The sequence below is a fragment of the Microbacterium sp. TPU 3598 genome (assembly GCF_002356155.1).
GTDB lineage: Bacteria > Actinomycetota > Actinomycetes > Actinomycetales > Microbacteriaceae > Microbacterium > Microbacterium maritypicum_A.
Window position 1 is genome coordinate 874205 of the sequence record NZ_AP017975.1, and the last position, 20844, is coordinate 895048.

Below are 20844 nucleotides of genomic sequence, written 5' to 3' on the forward strand. Positions count from 1 at the left end.
TCGGCAGACCGGACGACGCGTCGTCAGCGGTCGAGGCCGGCGAAGCGCTCGATGTCGCTGTTGGTGCCCGAGACGATGATGAGGTCGTGGTTCGTCACGATCGTGTTCGCCTCGGCGTAGCGGAACGGCTTGCCCGGACTCTTCACCCCGACGACGGTGACCTTGTACTTGGATCGCACGCCGGACTCGTTCAGTCCGACGCCGCGGATGAACTTCGGCGGGTACATCTTGGCGAGGACGAAGTCGTCGTCGAAGCGGATGAAGTCGAGCATCCGTCCGCTCACGAGGTGCGCCACGCGCTCACCCGCTTCGCGCTCGGGGTAGATGACGTGGTTGGCGCCGACACGGGCGAGGATCTTGCCGTGCGACTGGGAGACGGCCTTGGCCCAGATCTGCGGCACCTTAAGGTCGACGAGGTTCGCGGTGATCAGCACCGACGCCTCGATCGAGGATCCGACGGCGACGACCGCGACCTGGAAGTCCTGGGCGCCGATCTGACGCAGCGCGTCGATGTTCTTCGCGTCGGCCTGCACGGTGTGCGTGACCCGGTCGGACCACTTCTGCACGAGTTCGAGGTTGTCGTCGATCGCGAGCACCTCGCGGTCGAGGCGATCGAGCTCGCCGGCGCAGGCAGCGCCGAACCTGCCGAGACCGATGACGAGGACGGGAGCGTCGCCCCGCAGGACTTCAACCAACGATCGGCCTTTCCACGGGCAGTGAGTAGTACTGCGTTCGCGATGTCGCGGCGACCGCCGCGGCGAGTGTCACTGTACCAACGCGGCCCATGAAGATGGTCGCGGCCATCACGTACGAGGCCGAATCGGGAAGTTCCGCGGTGAGCCCCGTCGACAGGCCGACCGTGCCGAACGCCGAGATCACGTCGAACAGCACGTGGCTGATATCGGCCTTGGTGATCTGGGCGATGACGATCGTCGACAGCGCGACGATCGTGGCCCCCCACGCGACGACGCTGAGGGCCACGCGCTGCACGTCGCTCGGGATGCGGCGGCCGAACGCCTCGACGGACTGACGGCCCTTGGCCTCGGACCACACGGCGATGGCGAGCACGGCGAGGGTGGTCACCTTGATGCCGCCGGCCGTCGACGCCGAGCCGCCGCCGACGAACATCAGCATGCTGGCCGCGAGCAGGGAGGACCCGTTCAGGTCGTCCATCTCGATCACGTTGAAACCGCCGGATCTGGTCATCGCCGAGAGGAAGAACGCCTGGAAGGTGGTGTCGGTGGCGTCCATGGAGCCGAAGGTCTTCGGGTTGTTGAACTCGAGGATGACGAAGACGGCCGCGCCCAGGATGAACAGGAGGATGGTCGTGACGAGGGTGAGCTTGGTGTGCAGGGACCAGCGCTTCACGTGCCAGACGTGCTTGGCGAGCGTGTAGATGACGGGGAAGCCGATGCTGCCGAGGAAGACGCCCACCATGAGGAGTGAGAGCACCAGGTAGTCGTCGGCGAACACCGCGACGCCGCCGTCGTTGGGAGCGAAGCCGGTGTTCGTGAACGCCATCGCCGCGAAGTAGGGCGCCTCCCAGAGCGCCGCGATCGGGTCGACCCCGGCCATCACGAGCGCGGGATAGAGGAGGATCGCGAGCGACGCTTCGATGATGAGCGCCGAGACGGCGACGGTGGTCAGCAGCTGGCCGACTTCGCCGAGCCGCACGGTCTGGCTCTCGTTGACCACGCCGCCGTGCGCGCGCATCGGATTCGTGTCGCCGGCGGCCATCAGCTTGGCACGCAGGCCGAGGCGCTTCGAGATCAGCATGCCCATGAGAGACGCGAGGGTGAGGACACCCAGGGCGCCGATGTTCACGCCGAGGAACACCACGACGTGTCCGAAGGGGGACCAGTAGTTGGCCATGTCGACCGTTGCGAGTCCGGTGACGCAGATGGTGGAGACAGCGGTGAAGAGGGCGTCGCTCAGCGGCGTGACCGTGCCGCTCGCGGAGGCGATCGGCAGGGAGAGGAGAACCGTGAACACGAGGATCAGCAGCGCGAAGACGACGATCGCGAAGCGCGACGGCGACGAGGTGACGAGGTGCTTGACCCATCCGGCCGCACTCTTCAGGCTCTGCCGCGGGGACGACGCCGAAACGATGCCCGACATCGCTGCCCCCTCTGGTTTCTCCTTCGGTCGCGCCGAGCGACCGCACGGCGCCTGTCGCCGAGCCTTCGTCATGGTACTCCGTGCCGGGGACGACTACCCTGAACTCATGACGGACATCTTCGACGTGATCGCAGACGGTACGAGGCGAGACATCCTCCAGCTCCTGCTGCGGCGCACGACCGAAGGGGAGGCCGGCACCAGCGTCAGCCAGATCGTCGCCGATCTGGGCATCAGCCAGCCCACCGTGTCGAAGCACCTGAAGGTGCTGCGCGACGCCGAGCTGGTCACCGTGCGCGAAGACGGTCAGCGCCGTTTCTACAGCCTCGCGGTCGAGCCGCTCGAAGTCGTGGACGACTGGCTGGTGCCGTTCCTGGTCGACGCCTACGGCGACAGCGCACCCGACATCGATTACCACGCGGTTCCCGAAAGCGCGGCGCATGCCGCCGAGGTCGTCGGACGGGCGGCCGCCTCCGCGAAGCACGTCGTCGCGAACGCGCTCAAGCGGCTCGGAGCGTGACGGTTCGAGCGACGCCGAACGACCGCATCAAAGGCTTGTAGCTATTTAGCAAAGCTGTTAAATTCTAGGCATGAACCTCCTCATGCGCACACTTCGCGGCCGTATGCGGCGCCGTCTGCTGCTGACGTATCGGGTCGATCCGTCGGCGGCCGGCGAGATGATCCCCGCCCCCTTCCGCCCGCAGCTCATCGACGGGAGCGCGGTCGGCGGGGTGTGCCTGATCGCGCTGACGGAGCTGCGTCCCGGTTGGCTGCGACCGCGGTGGGGCATCTCCACGGAGAACGCCGCGCACCGGTTCGCGGTCGAGTGGGACGAGAGCGGGACCACGCGCACTGGCGTCTACGTGATCGAGCGGCACTCCTCGGACATCGTGCCCGTCATCGGCGGGGGTCGGTTCTTCCCCGGCGTGCAGCGGCGCGCGCGGTTCGACATCGACGAGACCGACTCGCGAATCCAGGTCCGGATGCAGGCGTCCGACGCGAGCGTCTCCGCAGACATCGAGGTGTCGGAGGAATGGGAGAGCTCGCTCTTCCCGACAGTGGGCGACGCTTCACGGTTCTACCGGGCTGGCGCCACCGGCTGGTCGCCGCGACGCGACGGCAGGGGAGCGGAGGCCGTAGAGCTGTCCGCGGCGCGCTGGGCCGTGGAGGCGGGCCGCGTGAACGAGGTCAGGTCGTCGTTCTTCGACGGTCTTCCGCAGGGCGCCGCGCAGATCGACAGCGTTCTGGTGATGCGCGATCTCCCCGTCAGCTGGCGGAGACCCGCAACGACTCGCCCCTGACGACAGGGGGGCTTGTCATCAGGGGCGAGGTGCGGGTCCCCACACCCGGGGCGGACTCGGCGGTGCCGGCACGAGCCCTGCGTCAACAGTCCCAGCGGCAGATGAGCGAAAGCCGCAGAACGCCTATGTCTCCGCTGGGATGTGGGCTCCGCGGGGATATGTCTTCGCGGGGATGCCCGCTGCCGCGGGTCCGCTCAGCGTCGCCCGGCTTTGCGGCGGAAGAGCCACGCACCCCAGGCGACTGCGATCGCGAGGATGACGACGCACCAGCCGATCGCCCACCACGCCTCGCTCTGCACGGGAGCATCAGTGAGCAGCCCGCGGATCGTCTCCACGATGGGTGTGATCGGCTGATTCGCGGCCACCGGCTGCAACCACTCCGGCATGCTCGCCACCGGGACGAACGCACTGGACAGGTAGGGGAGGAAGAGCAGCACGAAGCCGTAGCCGTTCGCCCCTTCCGGGCTTCCTGCGGCAAGGCCGATGGCGGCGAACAGATACGTGATCGCGAGGATGTACAGCGCGATCAGGGCGGCGAGCCCCACCCACTCCCCTGCGCTCGCGCTCGGACGGAAGCCCACGAGCACTCCCACGCCGATCACGATCGCCGTGGCGATGAGGTTGCGCAGCACGCTCGCGACGACGTGCCCGGTCAGCACCGCCCCCGCTCGCAGCGGCATCGTGCGGAACCGGTCGATGATGCCGGTGCGCATGTCGTTCGCGACATACACGGCGGTGGAGGAGGCTCCGAACCCCGCGCAGGTGAGGATGATGCCGGGCACCACGTAGTCGACGTAGGCGCCGGACGGATCGATCGCTCCGCCGAACACCCACGTGAACATGAGCATGAGCATGACGGGCAGCATGATCGCCATGAGCAGCGATTCGCCGTCCCTCAGCGAGTGGCGCAGGCTGCGACCGACGAACACCGCCTCGGCGGTGAGGCCTCGCAGGCGCGGGCGCGGTGAAGGGGCGGGGAGGGCAGATGCCGCGGAGCGAGGGGCGGCGAGGGTGATGTTCATGCGAGCTCCTTCACGGGGTGGTCGATGGGGGCGGCCGCGGTGACGGCGAGGAACACGTCGTCGAGGGTGGGGCGGCGCAGGGTCACGGTGCCGTCCTCTCCGTCTTCGTCGAGCAGGTCGAGCGCTCGCCGGAGGTCGGCGACCGTGCCATCGGTGGGGATCTGCCGGTGAAGCTCGCCGCGGCGGTCGTGGAGTTCGACGGTGTCTCCGCCGACGCGCGCCTTCAATGCGGCAGGCGTGCCGAGGGCGGCGACCCTGCCGTCGTGCAGCACGGCGATGCGGTCTGCCAGCTGATCGGCCTCCTCCAGGTACTGGGTGGTGAGGAAGACCGTCGTCCCCGCGTTCGCCAGCATGCGGATGATGTCCCACAGCCTGCGACGGCTGCGGGTGTCCAGACCCGTGGTGGGCTCGTCGAGGAACAGCACCTCCGGCGTCACCACGAAGCTCAGGGCGAGGTCGAGGCGACGTCGCATTCCGCCGGAGAACGTGCGCACCATGCGGGAGGCGGCATCCGTGAGATCGAACTGGTCGATCAGGTCGGCGGCACGTCGTCGCGCGGCTGCCCGTCCGAGCCCGGCGAGCCGCGCGAACATGACGACGTTCTCGGACGCGCTCAGTGCATCGTCGACGGCTGCCGCCTGGCCGGTGAGGCTGATCCGTCTCCGGACCTCGATCGCCTGCGTCCCGATGTCCCAGCCGGCGACCCGCGCCGAGCCGGCGTCTGCCGCGGTGAGGGTGGTGAGGATGTTGATTGTCGTGGTCTTGCCGGCGCCGTTCGGCCCGAGCAGGGCGAAGACCTCGCCGCGGGCGACCGCGAAATCCAGTCCGTCGACGACGGTCTTGTTCCCGAAGGCCTTGCGCAGCCCCTGCACCTCGATGGCTGTCTCCATCAGGCGCTCCTTTCTGTGTATGTAGAAAACTGTGTATCACCAACGCAACTGTGTATGACCGTAACACACTGTTTAGCTAATAAACAGAAGTAGGATGAGCGCATGACTGAGACGGAGCCGCCGGAGCTGCCACGCGGGATCGCGCTGGCGTGGGGTGTCGCCGCGAACCCGCAGCGTGGTCCCAAGCGCGAGATGAGCGTCGAGAAGATCGTCGACGCCGCCGTCGAGCTGGCGGATGCCGAGGGGATCGGCGCCGTGTCGATGGCCGCGGTCGCGGCGCGGCTCGGATTCACGCCGATGTCGCTGTACCGATACGTGACGGCGAAGGACGATCTGCTGCTGCTGATGCAGGAAGAGGCGACGGGGCTGCCGCCGCAGAGCCACCTCGAGGCCGACGGCTGGCGCGGACGACTGATCGCCCTGTATGAAGAGCAGGTCAAGCTCTACCTGCGCCATCCCTGGATGCTGTCCCTGCCGATCACCGGATCGCCGATCACCCCGAACAGCTCGGCCTGGCTGGATGCCGGGCTCGCCGCTCTCGACGGCACCGCGCTGACGACGGAAGAGCGCATGGCCGTCGCGCTCGCGGTGACCGGGCATGCCCGCTGGTGCGGGATCGTGCAGGCCGGCTACACCGAGCAGTCCCGCGGCACGGGACTCACCCCCGATGAGGTGGCCGCAAACGAAGCCGCTCTCTTCGATCGGGTGATCACGGCCGAGGAGTTCCCCGCGCTCCGTCGCGCGATCGAAGACGATGTGTTCACCTCGACGGCCGATCCGTTCCGGTTCGCCGTCGAGCGGACCCTCGACGGGGTCACGGCGTACATCGCGGGCCTCGACCGCGGAGAGCTGCACGCCGAGGCGGCGGAGTGGATCGACATCGACCCGGCCGAGGTGTCCGGGGATCGTCGGCTCAAAGAGGCGCAGAAGGCGGTGCGCGAGGCTGAGAAGGCTCTGCGGGCGGCCCGCAAGATCGAGCGTCAGGCATGGCGGGAGGCCAGGGAGCGGTCGGCGAAGGTGAAGAAGTCCGGCTGAACCTGAGTTCTCGCGGTCTGTCGCACCTCACTGATCACACGAGTCACAGAGGTTTACACGCGTCCCAGCTACCACATAGAGTGTGCACATCGAGAAAGGGGTACGTGGGATGCCCGAGGTTCCTGACGTCCGATTCCTCACGGTTGCTGAGGTCGCAGAGCTCATGCGCGTGTCCAAGATGACCGTGTATCGGCTGGTCCATGCGGGGGAGTTGCCGGCCGTCCGTTTCGGGCGCAGCTATCGCGTACCCGAGTCCGCTGTGGCTGATGCGCTGCAGCGCCCGATCGCCGACGTCGGCTGACGTCGATCGCCTTCTCGTGCTCCGCCGCCGGTGGGCGGTCGATGCGTGTGACAGGCGACGCCTTCGGGTTTGCTAGACTGACCCGAGGCATTTTCCGTGCCCGTACCCGGGTGTCCGATTTCGGCGACACCCAGCCACTGACTTAGTGAGGTTTCCGTGGGTTCTGTCATCAAGAAGCGCCGCAAGCGCATGGCGAAGAAGAAGCACCGCAAGCTGCTTCGTAAGACTCGCCACCAGCGTCGCAACAAGAAGTAAGCGACCAGACACGAGCGCCTGTCTTCGGACGGGCGCTTTGTGTCTCCGGCCGCATCTCCGTCCCGCCGAGAGGATGTCATGAAGTCGATCACCGTCACCGAGCTCGCCGAGCGCACCGGTATCCCGCTCATCGATGTGCGGGAGGTGGACGAGTTCGCTGCCGGCCATGTGCCGGGGGCCGTCAACATCCCGATGTCCGAGATCGGCAACCGGCTGGAAGAGCTGCCTGCCGAGGCGTTCGACGTCATCTGCCAGGCAGGCGGGCGCTCGGCTCGTGTGGTCGAGGCTCTGGAGTCGCGCGGTTACGACGCCACGAACGTCGAGGGCGGCACCGGCGAGTGGATCGCCCAGGGCCGCGCGGTCGAGGTGCCGTCGGCGTGACCACGCTGACTCTGATCGGCAAGCCCGACTGCCATCTGTGCGACGTCGCCTCCGACGTCATCGATGCCGTCGTCGCCGATCTGCCCGACGCCGCCGCCGAGCAGATCGAGATCGTCGAGGCGTCGATCCAGGACGATCCCGCGCTGTACGAGCTGTGGTGGGAGAAGATCCCGGTCGTGCTGATCGACGGCGAGCTGCACGCGCATTGGCGCGTCTCGCCCGACCGGCTGCGAGAGGCGCTCGAAGACGCACTCCGTGGTGAATCCCCGACCGAACTGAAGGAAGCCCTGTGACCATCCGCCATGTCGTGACCTGGAAGCTCGCCGCCGAAGACGCCGCCGAGCGTGGTGCCCAGGCTGCCGAGGTCGCTCGCCGGCTGAACGCTCTCGACGGTGTCGTCCCGCAGCTCCTCTCCATCTCCGCCGGCGCGAACGTCGCCTATCCGGAGGCGAACTGGGACGTCACGCTCGTCGCGGACTTCGCCTCGGTCGCGGCGATCGACGAGTACCAGGTGCACCCCGCGCACGCCGAGGTCGCCGCGTACATCCGATCGGTCGTCGCCTCGCGCGTCGCCGTCGACTTCGAGGTCTGACACCGCGTCGCACCGACCCAGGAACTCGGTTTCCACGTGTGATCGGGGCGTACTTGCAACACAAACGTAATGCGCGCGGATGCCGATGTCATTGGTCACGCGACGAGCCGCATGTTTAGATGAACTCCTACCCGTCAGCGGGCCTCCGTGCCCTCGACTCACAGGAGCCGACATGCCTCGTCGCAACCTCATCGCCGGCCTCGCCCTCGTGGCGACGGCCACTCTCGCGCTCGCCGGCTGCGCCACCGGATCATCCGACGCGGGAAGCAGTGACGCTCCCGCCGCCGACGACAAGTACGGTCTCGTCGAGGCCGGAACGCTCACCGTGTGCTCCGACGTCCCCTACCCGCCGTTCGAGGTCGAGGACCCCTCCAGCGAGACCGGCTACTCCGGCTTCGACATCGACCTGCTCAGTGCGATCGCCGAGAAGATCGACCTGAAGCTCGCCGTGCAGGACGTGGGCTTCGACGCGCTCCAGTCCGGCACCACGCTCGCCGCCGGCACGTGCGACATCGGTGCCTCTGCGATGACCATCACCGACGAGCGCAAGGCGAACATCGACTTCTCCGACCCGTACGTCGACTCGCTGCAGTCGCTCCTCGTGCGCGCCGACTCGGACATCAAGTCGATCGACGACCTCGACGGCAAGAACGTCGGCGTGCAGCAGGGCACCACCGGCGAGACCTACGCGGGCGAGAACGCTCCGGGTGCGCAGCTGGTGCAGTACCCCTCGGACGGTGAGCTGTGGCCGGCCATGCAGGCGGGTCAGATCGACGCCATCCTGCAGGACCAGCCCGTCAACTACGTGCACGAGCAGGACGACCCCGACTACAAGATCGTCGAGACGTACCCGACCGACGAGTCGTACGGCTTCGCCTTCGCCAAGGGCGAGAAGGACGAGCTGCGCGACGCGGTCAACAAGGCGCTCAAGGAGCTCCAGGACGACGGCGGATACCAGAAGATCTACGACGAGTACCTCGCGGCCAAGTGACCGGCGGGGTCGGTAGAGCGGGAGGTCCTCGACGATGGCGTTGAGGCGTACCACCAAGAGCAAGCTGTATCGCTACACGGTCTACGCGGTGCTGATCGCGATCGCCGTCTGGGCGATCGTGAGCACCGACTGGGCGAAGATCGGCCCGCTGTTCTTCAATCCTGAAGTCGCGGCGAAGATGTTCCCCGGGATCATCACGACCGCGTTGGTCAACACGCTGTGGTTCACGGCCGTTGCCTTCGCCGGGGGGCTGCTGCTCGGAGTCGTGCTGGCACTGATGAAGCTGTCGACCATCGCGCCGTTCCGGTGGATCGCGACGTGCTGGATCGAGTTGTTCCGGGGGCTCCCCGCGATCCTCACGATCTTCGGCATCGCGTTCATCCTGCCGATCGCGCTGGGCGTGCCCGGCACGAAGCTGGGCGGACCTGTCGTGCTCGGTCTCATCGGTCTCGTCCTCGTCGCCTCGGCATACATGGCCGAGACGATCCGTGCGGGCATCCAGGCCGTTCCGAAGGGCCAGACCGAGGCGGCGCGCTCCCTCGGCATGTCGCCCATGAAGACGACGTTCTGGATCATCGTGCCGCAGGGGTTCCGGATCATCATCCCGCCTCTGACCAACGAGTTCGTGCTGCTGCTGAAGGACACGTCGCTGCTCTTCGTGGCGGGTTCGTTCATCTGGTCGAAGGAGCTCACGACCTTCGCCCGCGATGCGAGCACGCAGAACGCGAACGGAACGCCGCTGATCATGGCGGCGATCCTGTACCTGATCGTGACGATCCCGCTCACGCGCTTCAGTGCGTGGCTGGAGCGACGGATGTCGAGGCAGCGATGATCACCGACCTGATTGATGTCCACGCCCCCGCCATCGACGTGCAGGGGCTCGTGAAGTCGTTCGGCGACAACGAGGTGCTCAAGGGCATCGACCTCACCGTCACCAAGGGCGAGGTCGTGTGCGTGATCGGACCTTCGGGCTCGGGCAAGTCGACGCTGCTGCGTTCGGTGAACCTGCTCGAGGAGCCGACCGGCGGCAAGGTGCTGATCGAGGGGATCGACATCACCGACCCCGACGTCGACATCGACCGCGTGCGCACCCGCATCGGCATGGTCTTCCAGAGCTTCAACCTCTTCCCGCACCTCGATGTGCTGGGCAATCTCACGATCGCTCAGCAGCGGGTGAAGAAGCGGTCGAAGAAGGAAGCCGAGCTGATCGCGCATGCCATGCTCGCCCGCGTGGGTCTGGCCGAGAAGGCCGACGCCTACCCGGGGCATCTGTCGGGAGGGCAGCAGCAGCGTGTGGCGATCGCCCGTGCACTGTGCATGAACCCCGACATGATGCTGTTCGACGAGCCCACCTCGGCGCTCGACCCCGAGCTGGTCGGCGAGGTGCTGCAGGTCATGCGATCGTTGGCCGACGAAGGGATGACGATGCTCGTCGTCACGCACGAGATGGGATTCGCACGCGAAGTCGGATCCCGCCTCATCTTCATGGACGGTGGGCACATCGTCGAGGAAGGCGACCCGCGCGAGGTTCTCGGCAACCCTCAGCATCAGCGCACGAAGGACTTCCTCTCGCGCGTGCTCTGACCCGAGATCCGGTTCGCCGACACCTATCGCAATCGCCGAGACCCCCTGTTGCAGACGTCTGCAACAGGGGGTCTCGGCGTGGAACGTGGGTATCGAGCTCAGTCGGCCTCGACGACCTCGGCGTCTGCGGCGTTGCGACGCACGGAGTCGATGCCGTTCAGGGCGGCGGACTTCGACGAGTAGCCTTCGCTGATCGCGATGACCTCGCCGTTGCCGGCCTTCAGGCGGAACCGGTACTCGCCGGACTTGTCGGTGTACAGCTCGAACGTGCCTGCCATGAGGCGTCCTTTCTCTCTCGGATGGAGGGAACCCCGCCCCTCGGGCCTCACGCTAGCGTTCGGGGCGGGCCCGGGGGAAGAGCGATGGGTTCAGCCGCGCGGGTGCACGGCGACGGGCTCGGGAGCGATCGCGATGCGCACCCGATCGCCGAACGCGGGGTGGGTGCCCGGCGCATGCTGCACCCGGACGAGCTCACCGGATTCGGTGCGGACGAGCGTACGACGCATGCTGCCGAGGAAGGTGCTCTCCTCGACCAGGGCATCGGCTGCGGCGTCGGGCTCGGATGCGAAGTAGACGTTCTCCGGTCGCAGATACACGTCGACCGGCCCGTCCGCCCGTGACTGGAGAGGAAGCCGCTGCCCCCAGACCATCACATGATCGCCCTCGGCGACCCCGGATACGACGCTGGACAGGCCGACGAAAGCCGCGACTCCGGCGGTCGAGGGCATCGTGTAGAGCTGTTCGGGGGAACCGATCTGCTCGATACGACCGTCGTTCATCACGGCGATCCGGTCGGAGACGGCCAGCGCCTCCTCCTGGTCGTGGGTGACGAACACGGTCGTGATGCCGAGGCGCAGCTGGATGCGGCGGATCTCGTCGCGCAGCTGCACGCGCACCTTCGCGTCGAGCGCGGAGAGCGGTTCGTCGAGAAGCAGCACCTTGGGCTCGGTCACCAGCGCACGGGCGAGCGCCACCCGCTGCTGCTGTCCGCCGGAGAGCTGGTGCGGAAAGCGATCGGCGAAGTCGGCGAGTCCGACCAGCGCGAGGGCATCGACGGCGCGGCGCGAAGCCTCCGCCTTCGCGATCCCGCGCCGGCGCAGGCCGAAGGCGGTGTTCTCGGCGACCCGCAGGTGCGGGAAGAGCGAGTACGACTGGAAGACCATCCCGATGTCGCGCTTGTTCGTGGGCACTCGGGAGACGTCTCCGCCGCCGAGCAGCACGGCCCCCTCATCCGCGCCCTCGAGACCGGCGAGCACACGCAGCAGGGTGGTCTTGCCGCAGCCGGAGGGGCCGAGGAGCGAGACGAACTCCCCGGGGGCGATGTCCAGGTCGACACCGTGCAGCACCCGGTTGCCGCCGTAGCTCTTGACGATGCCCTGCAGCTCGACGCGCGTTCCCTCGCCCGCCTGGGAGAGCAGCAGGTTGTCCTTGGTGCGCGGCAGCGCGTGGTCGAGGGTCATGAGCGGGCCTTTCCGGTACCGCGGGCGACGCGGCCGATGACGAGGAGCAGGAGGAAGACGAACACCAGCGCGAGCAGCGTGAAGATCGCCGGCGCATACGGATCCTGTTTGTTCACGACGACCATGGCGGTCTGGAACACCTGGCGGTTCAGGAGCGAGGCGATCGTGAACTCGCCGAGCACCACCGCGATGGAGATGAGCGATGCGGCGAGCAGCCCCTGGCGGAGGTTCGGAGCGAGCACCCGGAGGACGACCGTCGGCCAGCTGGCGCCGAGCGACCGTGCGGCCTCGGAGAGGGTGCGCAGGTCGGCGGCATCGATCGACGCCTGGATCGAGCGGAACGCGAACGGCAGCACGGTGACCCCGTAGGCGAAGGCGAGCGTCCAGGTGCCGGTGCCGAAGGCGCGACCGATCTGCAGGTAGATGGGAGCGAGGCCGACCACGAGCACGATGGCGGGGATGGAGATGGGCAGCAGCACCGCGAACTCGAAGGCGGGCTTGAGCTTCGGGAAGCGCAGGTTCACCAGGATCATGGTGGGGGCGAGCAGGAGCAGCACGATGGCCACCGTGACGACGGCCAGGATCAGGGAGTTGCCCAGACCCGCCCAGATCGGCCTCAGGGTAGCGGCCGCCGCGGGGTCGAACAGCGCGATCCAGCGGGCGAACGACAGCCCGCCCTCGGGGTCGCGCAGCGTGAAGAGGAACGTCGACACCAGGGGAACGGCGAAGAACGCACCGACGAGGATGCCGATGACCCAGCGGGTCGCGAGGGAGGGGCCGAGCCGGTTCACGACTGCCACCTGGCCGCGCGTCGTTGCACGAGGGAATACAGGGCCATGACGATCCCGACGATCACGATCATGCCGAGCGCGAGGGCGCCGGCGAGGTTCTCGCGGCCGAGGACCGTCTCGCTCGTGAGGGCAGTGCGAATCTGCAGCGGCACGATCTGCGCTCCCTGACTGGCGAGGGCGGCGGCGGTGGCGTACGACGAGAACGAGTTCGCGAACAGCAGCAGCAGGCTGGCGAGGAACGACGGCGCGAGCACCGGGATGCCGATACGCAGCCAGAAGCTCGCGCGGGTGCCGCCGAGTGTGAGGTTGGCCTCGGCCCACTGCGGCTTGAGCGCGGCGAGGGCGGGCATGAAGGTGATGACCATGAGCGGGATCTGGAAGTAGAAGTAGGGGAGGACGAGTCCGGGCAGCTCGTACAGCCAGGTGCCGTTCTCGAAGATGTTGACGCCGAACGAGTCCTTCAGGAAGACCGTGACGACACCCTGGATGCCGATGGTCGCGATGAAGGCGAACGCCAGCATGACGCCACCGAACTGGGCCAGCACGCCGGCCGCCGCGTCCACAGCCGAGCGCGTTCGCCCCTCGGGGTCCATGCCGAGCAGCGCGTAGCAGACGAGGGCGCCGACGAGCGCACCCACCACGGCGGTGAGCAGCGAGAGCCCGGCGGAGTTCGCGAAGGTGCTCAGCACGACGGGATCGGCGAGGGCCGACATGTTCGACCAGGTGAAGGAGCCGTCCTTGGTGAAGAAGCCGGAGCCGATCGACAGGATCGTCGGCACCGCCAGGAAGAGCACGACGTATGCGGCGAACGGGACGAGCCCGAGCCAGGCGACGGACGGAGCGGACCGCCGGGCCCTCGCGTGCGGCGAGGACCCGGCGGAGGTGGTGGGGGCGGATGCCGCGGCATCCGCCCCCGTTGCGGTGAGGGTGGTCACTGGACCGCCGAGGCCCACTTCTCGCCGAGCAGCGTGCCGGCGTTCGTCGACTGCTCCTCGGTCGGGACGACCGTCTCCTCCGGTGCCTCGGGGAGTGCCGCAGCGAGGTCGGCGTCGATCGTGCCGGCGTCGGTCATGGCCTCCATGCGCACCGGACGGGCGCCGCCCTTCAGCCAGAGGTTCTGCACTTCGTCGCTGTAGAGGAACTCCTGCCACAGGCGGGCAGCAGCCGGGTGCGGGGCGTCGGCGTTGATGGCCTGGTTGTAGTACCCGGCGTAACCGGTGCCGTCGAACACGACGACCTTCCAGTCCTTATTGTCGGCCGTGTGCGAGGCGTTCAGGTAGTCCCAGTCGAACACGACGGGGGTCTCGCCGCTCGCGATCGTCGCGGTGGTCACGTCGACCTTGAGCAGGTTTCCGGCCTTCTGCAGCTCGGAGAAGAAGTCGATGCCCGGCTGGAAGTCGTCGAGCGTGCCGTCGGACTGCACGGTGGCGAGGCCGACGGCGGCGAAGGCCGCACCGGCCTGGGTCGGGTCGCCGTTGATCGCGACGGCGCCCTTGTAGTCGGCCGAGAGCAGGTCGGAGAGTTCGGCCGGAGCGTCGAACTTCGACGAGTCGTAGCCGATCGACATGTACCCGCCGTAGTCGCCGACGAAGAGGCCGGTGGGCTCCTTCAGCTCCTCGGGGATGTCATCCCACGTCTGCACCTTGTACGGCGCGAAGACGTCGGTGTTCTGCAGGGCGACCGTGAGGCCGATGTCGAACACGTCGGGCGCGGTGTCGAGTCCCTCGTTCGTCTTCGCGGCCTGGATCTCCTCGGCGCTCGAGACGTCGGGGGAGGCCTCGTTGATGGTGATCTCGGGGTACTTCTCGGCGAACAGGTCGAGGATCTCGCCGTAGTTCGCCCAGTCGCGGGGGAGCGCGATGACGTTGAGCGAGCCTTCGGCCTTGGCTGCAGCCTCGAGGTCGGCGAAGGTGCCGAAGTCGGTGACAGAGGTCGCGGCGGAGGCGTCGACGTCGGAGCTGCCTCCGCCGGTCGCGTCAGCTGCGCCGGAGCAGGCCGTGAGTGCGAGTGCGGCCGTGGTGGCCAGGGCGATGCCGGCGCCGATGCGCGCGCGGCGGGTGAAGCGAGCCATGAGTGTCCTCTCGGTGTCCGGCGCTGTGAGCCGGTTTCGGGTTGCGAGAGGACACTATGAGGCGCAGGTTGCCGCCCGTCGCGGGTCTGGTGAACGGACGGTGGCGAGCCGGTGGCCGAACAGGGCCGCTGAGCTCAGCCCTGCGGCACGCTGTACTTGAAGCCGCGGTGCGAGCCGATGTAGCCGAGACGCTCGTAGAAGCGGTGCGCGTCGGTGCGGGCGGCATCGGAGGTGAGCTGCACCATGGTCGCGCCGACTGCGGGGGCTGCGGCTTCGCCGACCCAGCGCATCACGGCAGAGCCGATGCCCGACGAGCGCAGTGTGCTCTGCACCCGCACCGCCTCGACGAGCAGCCGCCGCGCGCCGCGGCGCGCCATCCCGGGGATCGAGGTGAGCTGCAGCGTCGCGACGATCGCGCCGTGGAGCTCGACCACGAGCAGATCGTTCGACGGCTCGGCCAGGATCTCGACGAGCCCGCGTGCGTACGCGGGACGATCCTCGTCGGACGCCACATCACCGCGGGCCGCGCTGATCGGGTCGTCGGCGAGCAGTGTGATCACGGCATCCGTGTCGTCGACCGTCGCACGGCGCAGGAGCGCGGTTCCGATACGCGATTCGAGCGGCTGGGGCAGCGGGAGGGCGTCGAGCATGCCTCCAGTCTGCCAGCGCCCGCGTCCGGTGCGAGCGCGGATGCGGGGGTCGTGCCGACTCTCTGGAATCATGGCGAGGTGGATATCGGCGCCGTGCTCGGACTCGAGCAGCTCACGTGGGGGGTGCTGCTGCTCGTGGTGATCGCCGCGTTCTGCGCCGGCTGGATCGACGCGGTCGTCGGCGGGGGAGGGCTGCTGCAGCTGCCGGCCCTGCTGCTGATCCCCGGCATCTCCCCGGTGCAGGCGCTCGCCACCAACAAACTCGCCTCGGTGTTCGGCACCGCGACCAGCAGTGTGACCTACTACCGACGAGCCAGGCCCGACCTGCGCACTGCCGTGCCGATGGCGATCATCGCGTTGATCGGGTCCTTCGGCGGAGCAGCCGTCGCGACGGTGCTGCCGCCGGCCGCGTTCAAGCCGATCATCGTGATCGCGCTGCTCGCGGTGGCGCTGTTCACCGCGTTCAAGCCGCAGATGGGCGCGGCGACCCAGCTGCGGTTCGACGGGCACAAGCACCACATCATGGCGGGTGCCGCGGGGCTCGGCATCGGCTTCTACGACGGCATGATCGGACCCGGGACCGGCACCTTCCTCGTGATCACCCTGGTCGCGCTGCTCGGCTACGACTTCCTGCAGGCGAGCGCCAAGGCCAAGATCGTCAACCTCGCGACGAACGCGGGTGCGCTCATGCTGTTCATCCCGCACGGTGCCGTGCTGTGGCTGCTCGGCGGCATCCTCGCAGTCGCGAACGTCGCCGGCAGCTACCTCGGCTCGCGGATGGCGATCTCGCGCGGGACCACCTTCATCCGCGTGGTCTTCCTCGTCGTCGTCATCGCGCTGATCGCGAAGCTCGGCGTCGACGTGTGGAACGAGAACATCGTGCCCGCGTTCGCGGCGCTCTCGTCTTAGGCTCGAGATGCTCTGCGGCGCGTGGCCTGGGGGATCAGGCAGAAACGCCGGATCAGGCAGGTTCTTCGCAGAACCGCCTGATCCGGCGTGTGTGCCTGGGCTCGCGCGAGGCGGTGGGCGTCAGGCCTCGTCGTCCTCGGGCTCGTAGTCGACACCGGCCTCGGCGCGCTGCGCGTCGGTGATCGGTGCCGGGGCGGAGGTCAGCGGGTCGAAGCCGTTGCCCGACTTCGGGAACGCGATGACCTCGCGGATCGACTCGGTCTTGGTCAGGTGCTGCAGCACGCGGTCCATGCCGAGTGCGATCCCGCCGTGGGGCGGTGCGCCGAACTTGAACGCGTCGAGCAGGAAGCCGAACTGCTCGTCGGCCTGCTCGTCGCTGATGCCCATGACCTCGAACACACGCTTCTGCACGTCTTCGCGGTGGATGCGGATCGAGCCGCCACCGAGCTCCGAGCCGTTGCAGACGATGTCATACGCGTAGGCGAGAGCGGAGCCGGGGTCGGTGTCGAACGTGTCCTGGAACTCCGGCTTCGGGCCGGTGAACGCGTGGTGCACGGCCGTCCAGGCCCCCGCGCCGACGGCGACGTCGCCGGAGGCCACGGCGTCGGCTGCCGGCTCGAACATCGGAGCGTCGACGACCCAGGTGAACGCGAACTCGTCGGGGTTCAGGTAGCCGAGGCGGCGGCCGATCTCGACGCGCGCGGCGCCGAGGAGTGCGCGGCTCTCCTTAGTGGCACCGGCGGCGAAGAAGACGCAGTCTCCGGCTTCGGCGCCGACGAGGTCGGCGAGCCCGGCCTGCTCGGCCTCGGACAGGTTCTTCGCGGCGGGGCCACCGAGCGTGCCGTCCTCGTTGAACAGGACGTAGGCGAGGCCGCGTGCGCCGCGCTGCTTGGCCCAGTCCTGCCAGGCGTCGAGCTGCTTGCGCGGCTGCGAGGCGCCGCCGGGCATACGCACCGCACCGACGTACTCGGCCTGGAAGACGCGGAACGGGGTGTTCTGGAAGTACTCGGTCGCGTCGACGAGCTCGAGGCCGAAGCGCAGGTCGGGCTTGTCGGAGCCGTACTTGGCCATGGCGTCGGCGTAGGTCATGCGCGGCAGCGGGGTCGCGACCTCGACGCCGATCGTCGCCCACATCGCCACGATGAGCGACTCCATGAGGGTGATCACGTCTTCCTGGTCGACGAAGCTCATCTCGATGTCGAGCTGCGTGAACTCCGGCTGCCGGTCGGCGCGGAAGTCCTCGTCGCGGTAGCAGCGCGCGATCTGGAAGTACTTCTCGACGCCGCCGACCATCAACAGCTGCTTGAACAGCTGGGGGGACTGCGGCAGGGCGTACCAGCTGCCGGGGCTCAGACGAGCGGGCACCAGGAAGTCACGGGCGCCCTCAGGCGTCGAGCGGGTGAGGGTCGGGGTCTCGACCTCGGTGAAGTCGTCGGCGTGCAGCACGTCGCGGATCGCCTTGTACACGTTCGAGCGCAGACGCAGGGCAGCGGCCGGGGCCGGGCGGCGCAGGTCGAGGTAGCGGTACTTGAGGCGGGCTTCCTCGCCCACGGTCTCGGTGTCGGCGAGAGCTGTGGAGACCTGGAAGGGCAGAGGCGCGGACTCGTTCAGCACCTCGACGTCGGTCGCGATGAGCTCGATCTCGCCCGTGGGCAGGTTCGGGTTCGCGTTGCCCTCGGGGCGCAGCGAGACCTCGCCGGTCACCTTCAGCACGAACTCGTTGCGCAGCGGGTGGGCGATCTCCTCGTCGCGGATGACGACCTGGGCGATGCCGGAGGCGTCCCGCAGATCGATGAAAGCGACTCCTCCGTGGTCACGACGGCGATCGACCCAACCCGAGAGGGTGACGGTCTGACCGATGTGCTCGGCTCGCAGAGAGCCTGCCGAGTGGGTGCGAAGCACGGAGTATTCCTTCTGATCTGGGAAATGGGGAACCCGCCCATTCTACGGGGGCGGTCGGGAGGTCTTCGGCCCGGTCACCCACTCCCGGGCCGGCATATCAGTAGGATCGCCACGACACAGCTCTTACACAGAAAGGGTGCACGTGGACAACAACGGCATCTCCGATCTCTACGCATCGATCTTCTCCGGTACCACGGGCCTGATCGCGCTCGTCTTCTACATCCTCGTCGCCATCGGGCTGTGGAAGGTCTTCACGAAGGCCGGATACCCCGGCATCCTCGCGATCATCCCGATCGTGAACCTCGTCTTCCTGGTGAAGATCGCCGGATTGTCCGGCTGGTTCGCACTGCTCTACCTCATCCCGATCGCGAACCTGATCCTCGCGATCATCGTCGCGTTCAAGCTCGGCGAGCGCTTCAACAAGGGCGGGGTCTTCTCGTTCTTCCTGCTGTTCCTCTTCCCGTACATCGGGTACCTGATCCTCGGCTTCGGGGATTCGCGCTACAGCAAGGCGTGAGATGACGGCGTCCCGGTTGCACCTCGTCCGACACGGCGAGGTGCACAATCCGGCCCGCGTGCTCTACGGTCGTCTTCCCGACTACCACCTGAGCGACGCGGGCCGGGGGATGGCCGCAGCGGCCGCCGGCCATGTGGCGGCGCTCGACCGTCCCGTCTCCGCGCTCTACGCGTCGCCGCTCGAACGCGCGCAGGAGTCGGCAGAGCCGTTCGCCGAGCGCTTCGACCTCGTGCCGGAGATCGACATCCGTCTGATCGAGCCGACGAACGTGTTCGAGGGGACGCAGATGCGTCGCTCGCTGATGAATCCCATGAACTGGTGGCACCTGCGGCAGCCTTCGCTGCCCAGCTGGGGCGAGCCCTACTCGTCCATCGCGGAGCGGATGCTCGGTGTCATGGACGAAGCCTGGGACGCGGCGCCCGACGGCGACGTCGTGATGGTGTCGCACCAGGCGCCGATCTGGATCACCCACCTCCGCGTCGCCGGCCTGCCGTTGCGGCACGACCCGCGCACCCGTCGCTGCGCCCTCTCGAGCGTCACCTCGTTCGAGCGCGTCGGCGATGTCTGGCGTGAGGTCGCGTATGCCGAGCCTGCGGCGACCGGCGGCGCCGTCGACGTCGGCGCGGTCTGATCCGCGATTCGGGCGCGGTCAGCGCTCAGCGGCCAGCAGCGACTGGATGATGCCGACCGCCGCGAGTTGACCGGCAGCCGCGGCCAGCAGCACTGAGGCCATGGGCCCGGGAAGGGTCGCGCGGTGCGCGAGGTCGCCTGCAGCGAAGACGCCGGGGCGCGAGGTGCGTCCGAACTCGTCGATCTCGATGCACCCGGAGTCGAGCATTCCCAGTCCGAGCTGGGCGGCGAACGGCGACCGCTGGCGCATCTCCCCGGCGGAGATGAAGACGCCGTCGACGACGCTCTCGTCGGTGTCCGTGTGAACGCGGACACCTCCGTCGACCTTCTCGACGGAGGTGACCGGCGTGCGGCGCACCTGCGCGCCTTTCGCCTCGAGAGTTCGGACCTCGTCGTCTGCGAACTCCTCCCCGACGGGTACGACGGTGATGTTCCCGGCGATCCGACCCAACAGGCCGATGAGGTGCTCGGCCCGAGGTGCGGCGCCGATGATGGCGATGTCCCTGCCGGCATGCTCGTGTCCGTCGCAGAACGGGCAGCTGAAGGCGAATGTGCCCCACAGGTCGTGCAGCCCCGGGACATCGGGAAGGTCGTCGGCGACGCCCGTGGCGAGGACGACCCGACGGCCCTCCGCGACGGTGCCGTCGGACACGCCCACGACGAACGCGCCCTCGACGCCCGAGATGCTCGTCGCCGCCGCGTCGCGGATCTCCACGTCGTCGTACTCCGCGAGCTCGGCGCGGGCGGTCGCGCGCAGCTCCGACGGTGGCATCCCGTCCGCGCCGATCATGTTGTGCATGTGCAGGACGGTGCCGTTGCGGTACTCGCCCGAATCCAGGAGCAGAGTCGAGCGGTGCATCCGTCCGAGGGTCAGGGCGGCCTGGAGTCCTGCCGGCCCTGCGCCGATCACGATGGCGTCGTACATGGGGGTCCTTCCGGTGGCGGGGTTGCTTTCCCCGTCAGTCTGTGACTTCATGTCAACATGAAGTCAAGCGAGGGGCACCCCTGGTCCGTCGGCGAGGTCGCCGACCGTTTCGAGCTGCCGACGAACGTGCTGCGGCACTGGGAGTCGGTGGGTCTGCTGCGGCCGCCGCGGGACTCGGCGGGGCGACGGCGCTACGGCGAGGATGAGGTCGTGCGCATCGCCGTGATCCAGCGCAGCAAGGCAGCGGGGATGAGCCTCGAACAGATCGCGGTGCTGCTCGACGACGGGAGCGCCGGGCGGCACCAGGTGTTGCAGCAACACCTGGACGACATCGATCGCCGTATGGAGGAGATGCGTCGATCGCGGGAGATGACCGAGCACGCGATGGACTGCCGCGCGCACGACATCGCCACCTGTCCGCGGTTCCGGGCGGGTGTGGACGACGTCCTGGCGCGCTTCTGATGGGCCTCCGGAGGGTGCTCGTTTCCGGCTCGCGCATAGGAAGCTCTGCGTAAACTCGGA

Annotated in this window: 27 protein-coding genes; 15 read left to right on the forward strand and 12 right to left on the reverse strand. The window is 68.1% G+C overall.

Features of this window, described 5'->3' with window-relative positions; translation table 11 throughout:
• Window positions 1-23: 23 nt before the first annotated feature.
• Complete coding sequence (locus MST3598_RS04050; RefSeq protein ID WP_021198064.1) at window positions 24-695, reverse strand: potassium channel family protein; 672 nt, start codon at window positions 693-695, stop codon at window positions 24-26.
• Window positions 688-2118 (reverse strand): TrkH family potassium uptake protein, encoded by a 1431-nt coding sequence (locus MST3598_RS04055; protein WP_021198063.1) that lies wholly within the window; start codon window positions 2116-2118, stop codon window positions 688-690. The genes MST3598_RS04050 and MST3598_RS04055 overlap by 8 nt, the downstream gene beginning before the upstream one ends.
• 106 nt (window positions 2119-2224) lie before the next feature.
• Between MST3598_RS04055 and MST3598_RS04060 the strand changes: the two genes are divergently transcribed.
• Window positions 2225-2635 (forward strand): ArsR/SmtB family transcription factor, encoded by a 411-nt coding sequence (locus MST3598_RS04060; protein ID WP_029259762.1) that lies wholly within the window; start codon window positions 2225-2227, stop codon window positions 2633-2635.
• 70 nt (window positions 2636-2705) lie between these two features.
• Window positions 2706-3416: a DUF2071 domain-containing protein gene (locus MST3598_RS04065; RefSeq protein WP_081860151.1), complete on the forward strand. Its 711-nt coding sequence runs from the start codon at window positions 2706-2708 to the stop codon at window positions 3414-3416.
• A 194-nt stretch (window positions 3417-3610) separates the two neighbouring features.
• Here the strand turns inward: MST3598_RS04065 and MST3598_RS04070 are convergent, their stop codons facing one another.
• Both MST3598_RS04070 and MST3598_RS04075 read right to left on the reverse strand, forming a co-directional pair.
• Window positions 3611-4438, reverse strand: coding sequence for an ABC transporter permease (locus tag MST3598_RS04070; RefSeq protein ID WP_029259764.1), 828 nt, complete (start codon window positions 4436-4438; stop codon window positions 3611-3613).
• Window positions 4435-5328 (reverse strand): daunorubicin resistance protein DrrA family ABC transporter ATP-binding protein, encoded by an 894-nt coding sequence (locus MST3598_RS04075; protein WP_029259765.1) that lies wholly within the window; start codon window positions 5326-5328, stop codon window positions 4435-4437. Before MST3598_RS04075 ends, MST3598_RS04070 begins: the two co-directional genes overlap by 4 nt.
• A 102-nt stretch (window positions 5329-5430) precedes the next feature.
• Between MST3598_RS04075 and MST3598_RS04080 the strand changes: the two genes are divergently transcribed.
• From MST3598_RS04080 to MST3598_RS04120, 9 genes are all read left to right on the forward strand, one after another.
• Window positions 5431-6363 (forward strand): TetR/AcrR family transcriptional regulator, encoded by a 933-nt coding sequence (locus MST3598_RS04080; protein WP_029259766.1) that lies wholly within the window; start codon window positions 5431-5433, stop codon window positions 6361-6363.
• A 109-nt stretch (window positions 6364-6472) separates the two neighbouring features.
• Window positions 6473-6664, forward strand: a complete 192-nt coding sequence (locus tag MST3598_RS04085) for a helix-turn-helix domain-containing protein (RefSeq protein ID WP_017204627.1) — start codon at window positions 6473-6475, stop codon at window positions 6662-6664.
• 156 nt (window positions 6665-6820) lie between these two features.
• Complete coding sequence (locus MST3598_RS04090; protein ID WP_003792170.1) at window positions 6821-6919, forward strand: 30S ribosomal protein bS22; 99 nt, start codon at window positions 6821-6823, stop codon at window positions 6917-6919.
• A gap of 78 nt (window positions 6920-6997) precedes the next feature.
• Entirely contained in the window at window positions 6998-7300 is a 303-nt protein-coding gene (locus MST3598_RS04095) for a rhodanese-like domain-containing protein (RefSeq protein ID WP_029259767.1), read from the forward strand.
• The gene (locus tag MST3598_RS04100; protein WP_029259768.1) at window positions 7297-7593 is read left to right on the forward strand and encodes a glutaredoxin family protein; all 297 of its coding nucleotides are present in this window, start codon (window positions 7297-7299) and stop codon (window positions 7591-7593) included. Before MST3598_RS04095 ends, MST3598_RS04100 begins: the two co-directional genes overlap by 4 nt.
• Entirely contained in the window at window positions 7590-7892 is a 303-nt protein-coding gene (locus MST3598_RS04105) for a Dabb family protein (RefSeq protein ID WP_029259769.1), read from the forward strand. The genes MST3598_RS04100 and MST3598_RS04105 overlap by 4 nt, the downstream gene beginning before the upstream one ends.
• 172 nt (window positions 7893-8064) lie before the next feature.
• On the forward strand, window positions 8065-8883 hold the full coding sequence (locus MST3598_RS04110; protein WP_021198054.1) for a basic amino acid ABC transporter substrate-binding protein: 819 nt from the start codon (window positions 8065-8067) through the stop codon (window positions 8881-8883).
• A 34-nt stretch (window positions 8884-8917) separates the two neighbouring features.
• Window positions 8918-9715, forward strand: coding sequence for an amino acid ABC transporter permease (locus MST3598_RS04115; protein WP_021198053.1), 798 nt, complete (start codon window positions 8918-8920; stop codon window positions 9713-9715).
• Window positions 9712-10467, forward strand: a complete 756-nt coding sequence (locus MST3598_RS04120) for an amino acid ABC transporter ATP-binding protein (RefSeq protein WP_029259770.1) — start codon at window positions 9712-9714, stop codon at window positions 10465-10467. The genes MST3598_RS04115 and MST3598_RS04120 overlap by 4 nt, the downstream gene beginning before the upstream one ends.
• Window positions 10468-10565: 98 nt before the next feature.
• Here the strand turns inward: MST3598_RS04120 and MST3598_RS04125 are convergent, their stop codons facing one another.
• From MST3598_RS04125 to MST3598_RS04150, 6 genes are all read right to left on the reverse strand, one after another.
• Complete coding sequence (locus tag MST3598_RS04125) at window positions 10566-10745, reverse strand: YegP family protein (RefSeq protein WP_017828129.1); 180 nt, start codon at window positions 10743-10745, stop codon at window positions 10566-10568.
• A gap of 90 nt (window positions 10746-10835) precedes the next feature.
• Window positions 10836-11927, reverse strand: coding sequence for an ABC transporter ATP-binding protein (locus MST3598_RS04130; protein ID WP_029259771.1), 1092 nt, complete (start codon window positions 11925-11927; stop codon window positions 10836-10838).
• Window positions 11924-12718 (reverse strand): ABC transporter permease subunit, encoded by a 795-nt coding sequence (locus MST3598_RS04135; RefSeq protein WP_096359679.1) that lies wholly within the window; start codon window positions 12716-12718, stop codon window positions 11924-11926. Before MST3598_RS04135 ends, MST3598_RS04130 begins: the two co-directional genes overlap by 4 nt.
• Window positions 12715-13653 (reverse strand): ABC transporter permease, encoded by a 939-nt coding sequence (locus MST3598_RS04140; RefSeq protein WP_231494469.1) that lies wholly within the window; start codon window positions 13651-13653, stop codon window positions 12715-12717. Before MST3598_RS04140 ends, MST3598_RS04135 begins: the two co-directional genes overlap by 4 nt.
• A complete protein-coding gene (locus tag MST3598_RS04145; RefSeq protein ID WP_021198046.1) occupies window positions 13650-14789 on the reverse strand; it encodes an ABC transporter substrate-binding protein in 1140 nt (379 codons plus the stop codon). The genes MST3598_RS04140 and MST3598_RS04145 overlap by 4 nt, the downstream gene beginning before the upstream one ends.
• Before the next feature lie 134 nt (window positions 14790-14923).
• Entirely contained in the window at window positions 14924-15439 is a 516-nt protein-coding gene (locus MST3598_RS04150; RefSeq protein WP_029259774.1) for a GNAT family N-acetyltransferase, read from the reverse strand.
• Between the two features lie 78 nt (window positions 15440-15517).
• Between MST3598_RS04150 and MST3598_RS04155 the strand changes: the two genes are divergently transcribed.
• A complete protein-coding gene (locus tag MST3598_RS04155) occupies window positions 15518-16348 on the forward strand; it encodes a sulfite exporter TauE/SafE family protein (protein WP_081859706.1) in 831 nt (276 codons plus the stop codon).
• Between the two features lie 120 nt (window positions 16349-16468).
• On the opposite strand, the gene aspS is transcribed toward MST3598_RS04155, so the two are convergent.
• Window positions 16469-18250 carry an aspartate--tRNA ligase gene (gene aspS, locus MST3598_RS04160; RefSeq protein WP_029259776.1) on the reverse strand — a complete coding sequence of 594 codons (1782 nt, stop codon included), beginning with the start codon at window positions 18248-18250 and terminating at the stop codon, window positions 16469-16471.
• Window positions 18251-18386: 136 nt separating this feature from the next.
• Between aspS and MST3598_RS04165 the strand changes: the two genes are divergently transcribed.
• Both MST3598_RS04165 and MST3598_RS04170 read left to right on the forward strand, forming a co-directional pair.
• Window positions 18387-18767, forward strand: a complete 381-nt coding sequence (locus MST3598_RS04165; protein WP_021198042.1) for a DUF5684 domain-containing protein — start codon at window positions 18387-18389, stop codon at window positions 18765-18767.
• Between the two features lies 1 nt (window position 18768).
• The gene (locus tag MST3598_RS04170) at window positions 18769-19398 is read left to right on the forward strand and encodes a histidine phosphatase family protein (protein ID WP_021198041.1); all 630 of its coding nucleotides are present in this window, start codon (window positions 18769-18771) and stop codon (window positions 19396-19398) included.
• Between the two features lie 18 nt (window positions 19399-19416).
• On the opposite strand, the gene MST3598_RS04175 is transcribed toward MST3598_RS04170, so the two are convergent.
• Complete coding sequence (locus MST3598_RS04175; protein WP_029259778.1) at window positions 19417-20322, reverse strand: NAD(P)/FAD-dependent oxidoreductase; 906 nt, start codon at window positions 20320-20322, stop codon at window positions 19417-19419.
• A 57-nt stretch (window positions 20323-20379) separates the two neighbouring features.
• On the opposite strand from MST3598_RS04175, the gene MST3598_RS04180 reads away from it, so the two are divergent.
• Window positions 20380-20784, forward strand: coding sequence for a MerR family transcriptional regulator (locus tag MST3598_RS04180; RefSeq protein ID WP_029259779.1), 405 nt, complete (start codon window positions 20380-20382; stop codon window positions 20782-20784).
• Window positions 20785-20844 lie beyond the last annotated feature (60 nt).

Excerpts from the sequence above, each read along its gene's own strand:
- MST3598_RS04110 (WP_021198054.1), top strand. The coding sequence starts at position 8,065 with ATGCCTCGTCGCAACCTCATCGCCGGCCTCGCCCTCGTGGCGACGGCC.
- MST3598_RS04080 (WP_029259766.1), top strand. The coding sequence starts at position 5,431 with ATGACTGAGACGGAGCCGCCGGAGCTGCCACGCGGGATCGCGCTGGCG.
- MST3598_RS04125 (WP_017828129.1), bottom strand. The coding sequence starts at position 10,745 with ATGGCAGGCACGTTCGAGCTGTACACCGACAAGTCCGGCGAGTACCGG.
- MST3598_RS04145 (WP_021198046.1), bottom strand. The coding sequence starts at position 14,789 with ATGGCTCGCTTCACCCGCCGCGCGCGCATCGGCGCCGGCATCGCCCTG.
- MST3598_RS04065 (WP_081860151.1), top strand. The coding sequence starts at position 2,706 with ATGAACCTCCTCATGCGCACACTTCGCGGCCGTATGCGGCGCCGTCTG.
- MST3598_RS04085 (WP_017204627.1), top strand. The coding sequence starts at position 6,473 with ATGCCCGAGGTTCCTGACGTCCGATTCCTCACGGTTGCTGAGGTCGCA.
- MST3598_RS04075 (WP_029259765.1), bottom strand. The coding sequence starts at position 5,328 with ATGGAGACAGCCATCGAGGTGCAGGGGCTGCGCAAGGCCTTCGGGAAC.
- MST3598_RS04120 (WP_029259770.1), top strand. The coding sequence starts at position 9,712 with ATGATCACCGACCTGATTGATGTCCACGCCCCCGCCATCGACGTGCAG.
- MST3598_RS04055 (WP_021198063.1), bottom strand. The coding sequence starts at position 2,118 with ATGTCGGGCATCGTTTCGGCGTCGTCCCCGCGGCAGAGCCTGAAGAGT.
- MST3598_RS04070 (WP_029259764.1), bottom strand. The coding sequence starts at position 4,438 with ATGAACATCACCCTCGCCGCCCCTCGCTCCGCGGCATCTGCCCTCCCC.
- MST3598_RS04060 (WP_029259762.1), top strand. The coding sequence starts at position 2,225 with ATGACGGACATCTTCGACGTGATCGCAGACGGTACGAGGCGAGACATC.
- MST3598_RS04180 (WP_029259779.1), top strand. The coding sequence starts at position 20,380 with ATGAAGTCAAGCGAGGGGCACCCCTGGTCCGTCGGCGAGGTCGCCGAC.
- MST3598_RS04170 (WP_021198041.1), top strand. The coding sequence starts at position 18,769 with ATGACGGCGTCCCGGTTGCACCTCGTCCGACACGGCGAGGTGCACAAT.
- MST3598_RS04095 (WP_029259767.1), top strand. The coding sequence starts at position 6,998 with ATGAAGTCGATCACCGTCACCGAGCTCGCCGAGCGCACCGGTATCCCG.
- MST3598_RS04175 (WP_029259778.1), bottom strand. The coding sequence starts at position 20,322 with ATGTACGACGCCATCGTGATCGGCGCAGGGCCGGCAGGACTCCAGGCC.
- MST3598_RS04150 (WP_029259774.1), bottom strand. The coding sequence starts at position 15,439 with ATGCTCGACGCCCTCCCGCTGCCCCAGCCGCTCGAATCGCGTATCGGA.
- MST3598_RS04115 (WP_021198053.1), top strand. The coding sequence starts at position 8,918 with ATGGCGTTGAGGCGTACCACCAAGAGCAAGCTGTATCGCTACACGGTC.
- MST3598_RS04130 (WP_029259771.1), bottom strand. The coding sequence starts at position 11,927 with ATGACCCTCGACCACGCGCTGCCGCGCACCAAGGACAACCTGCTGCTC.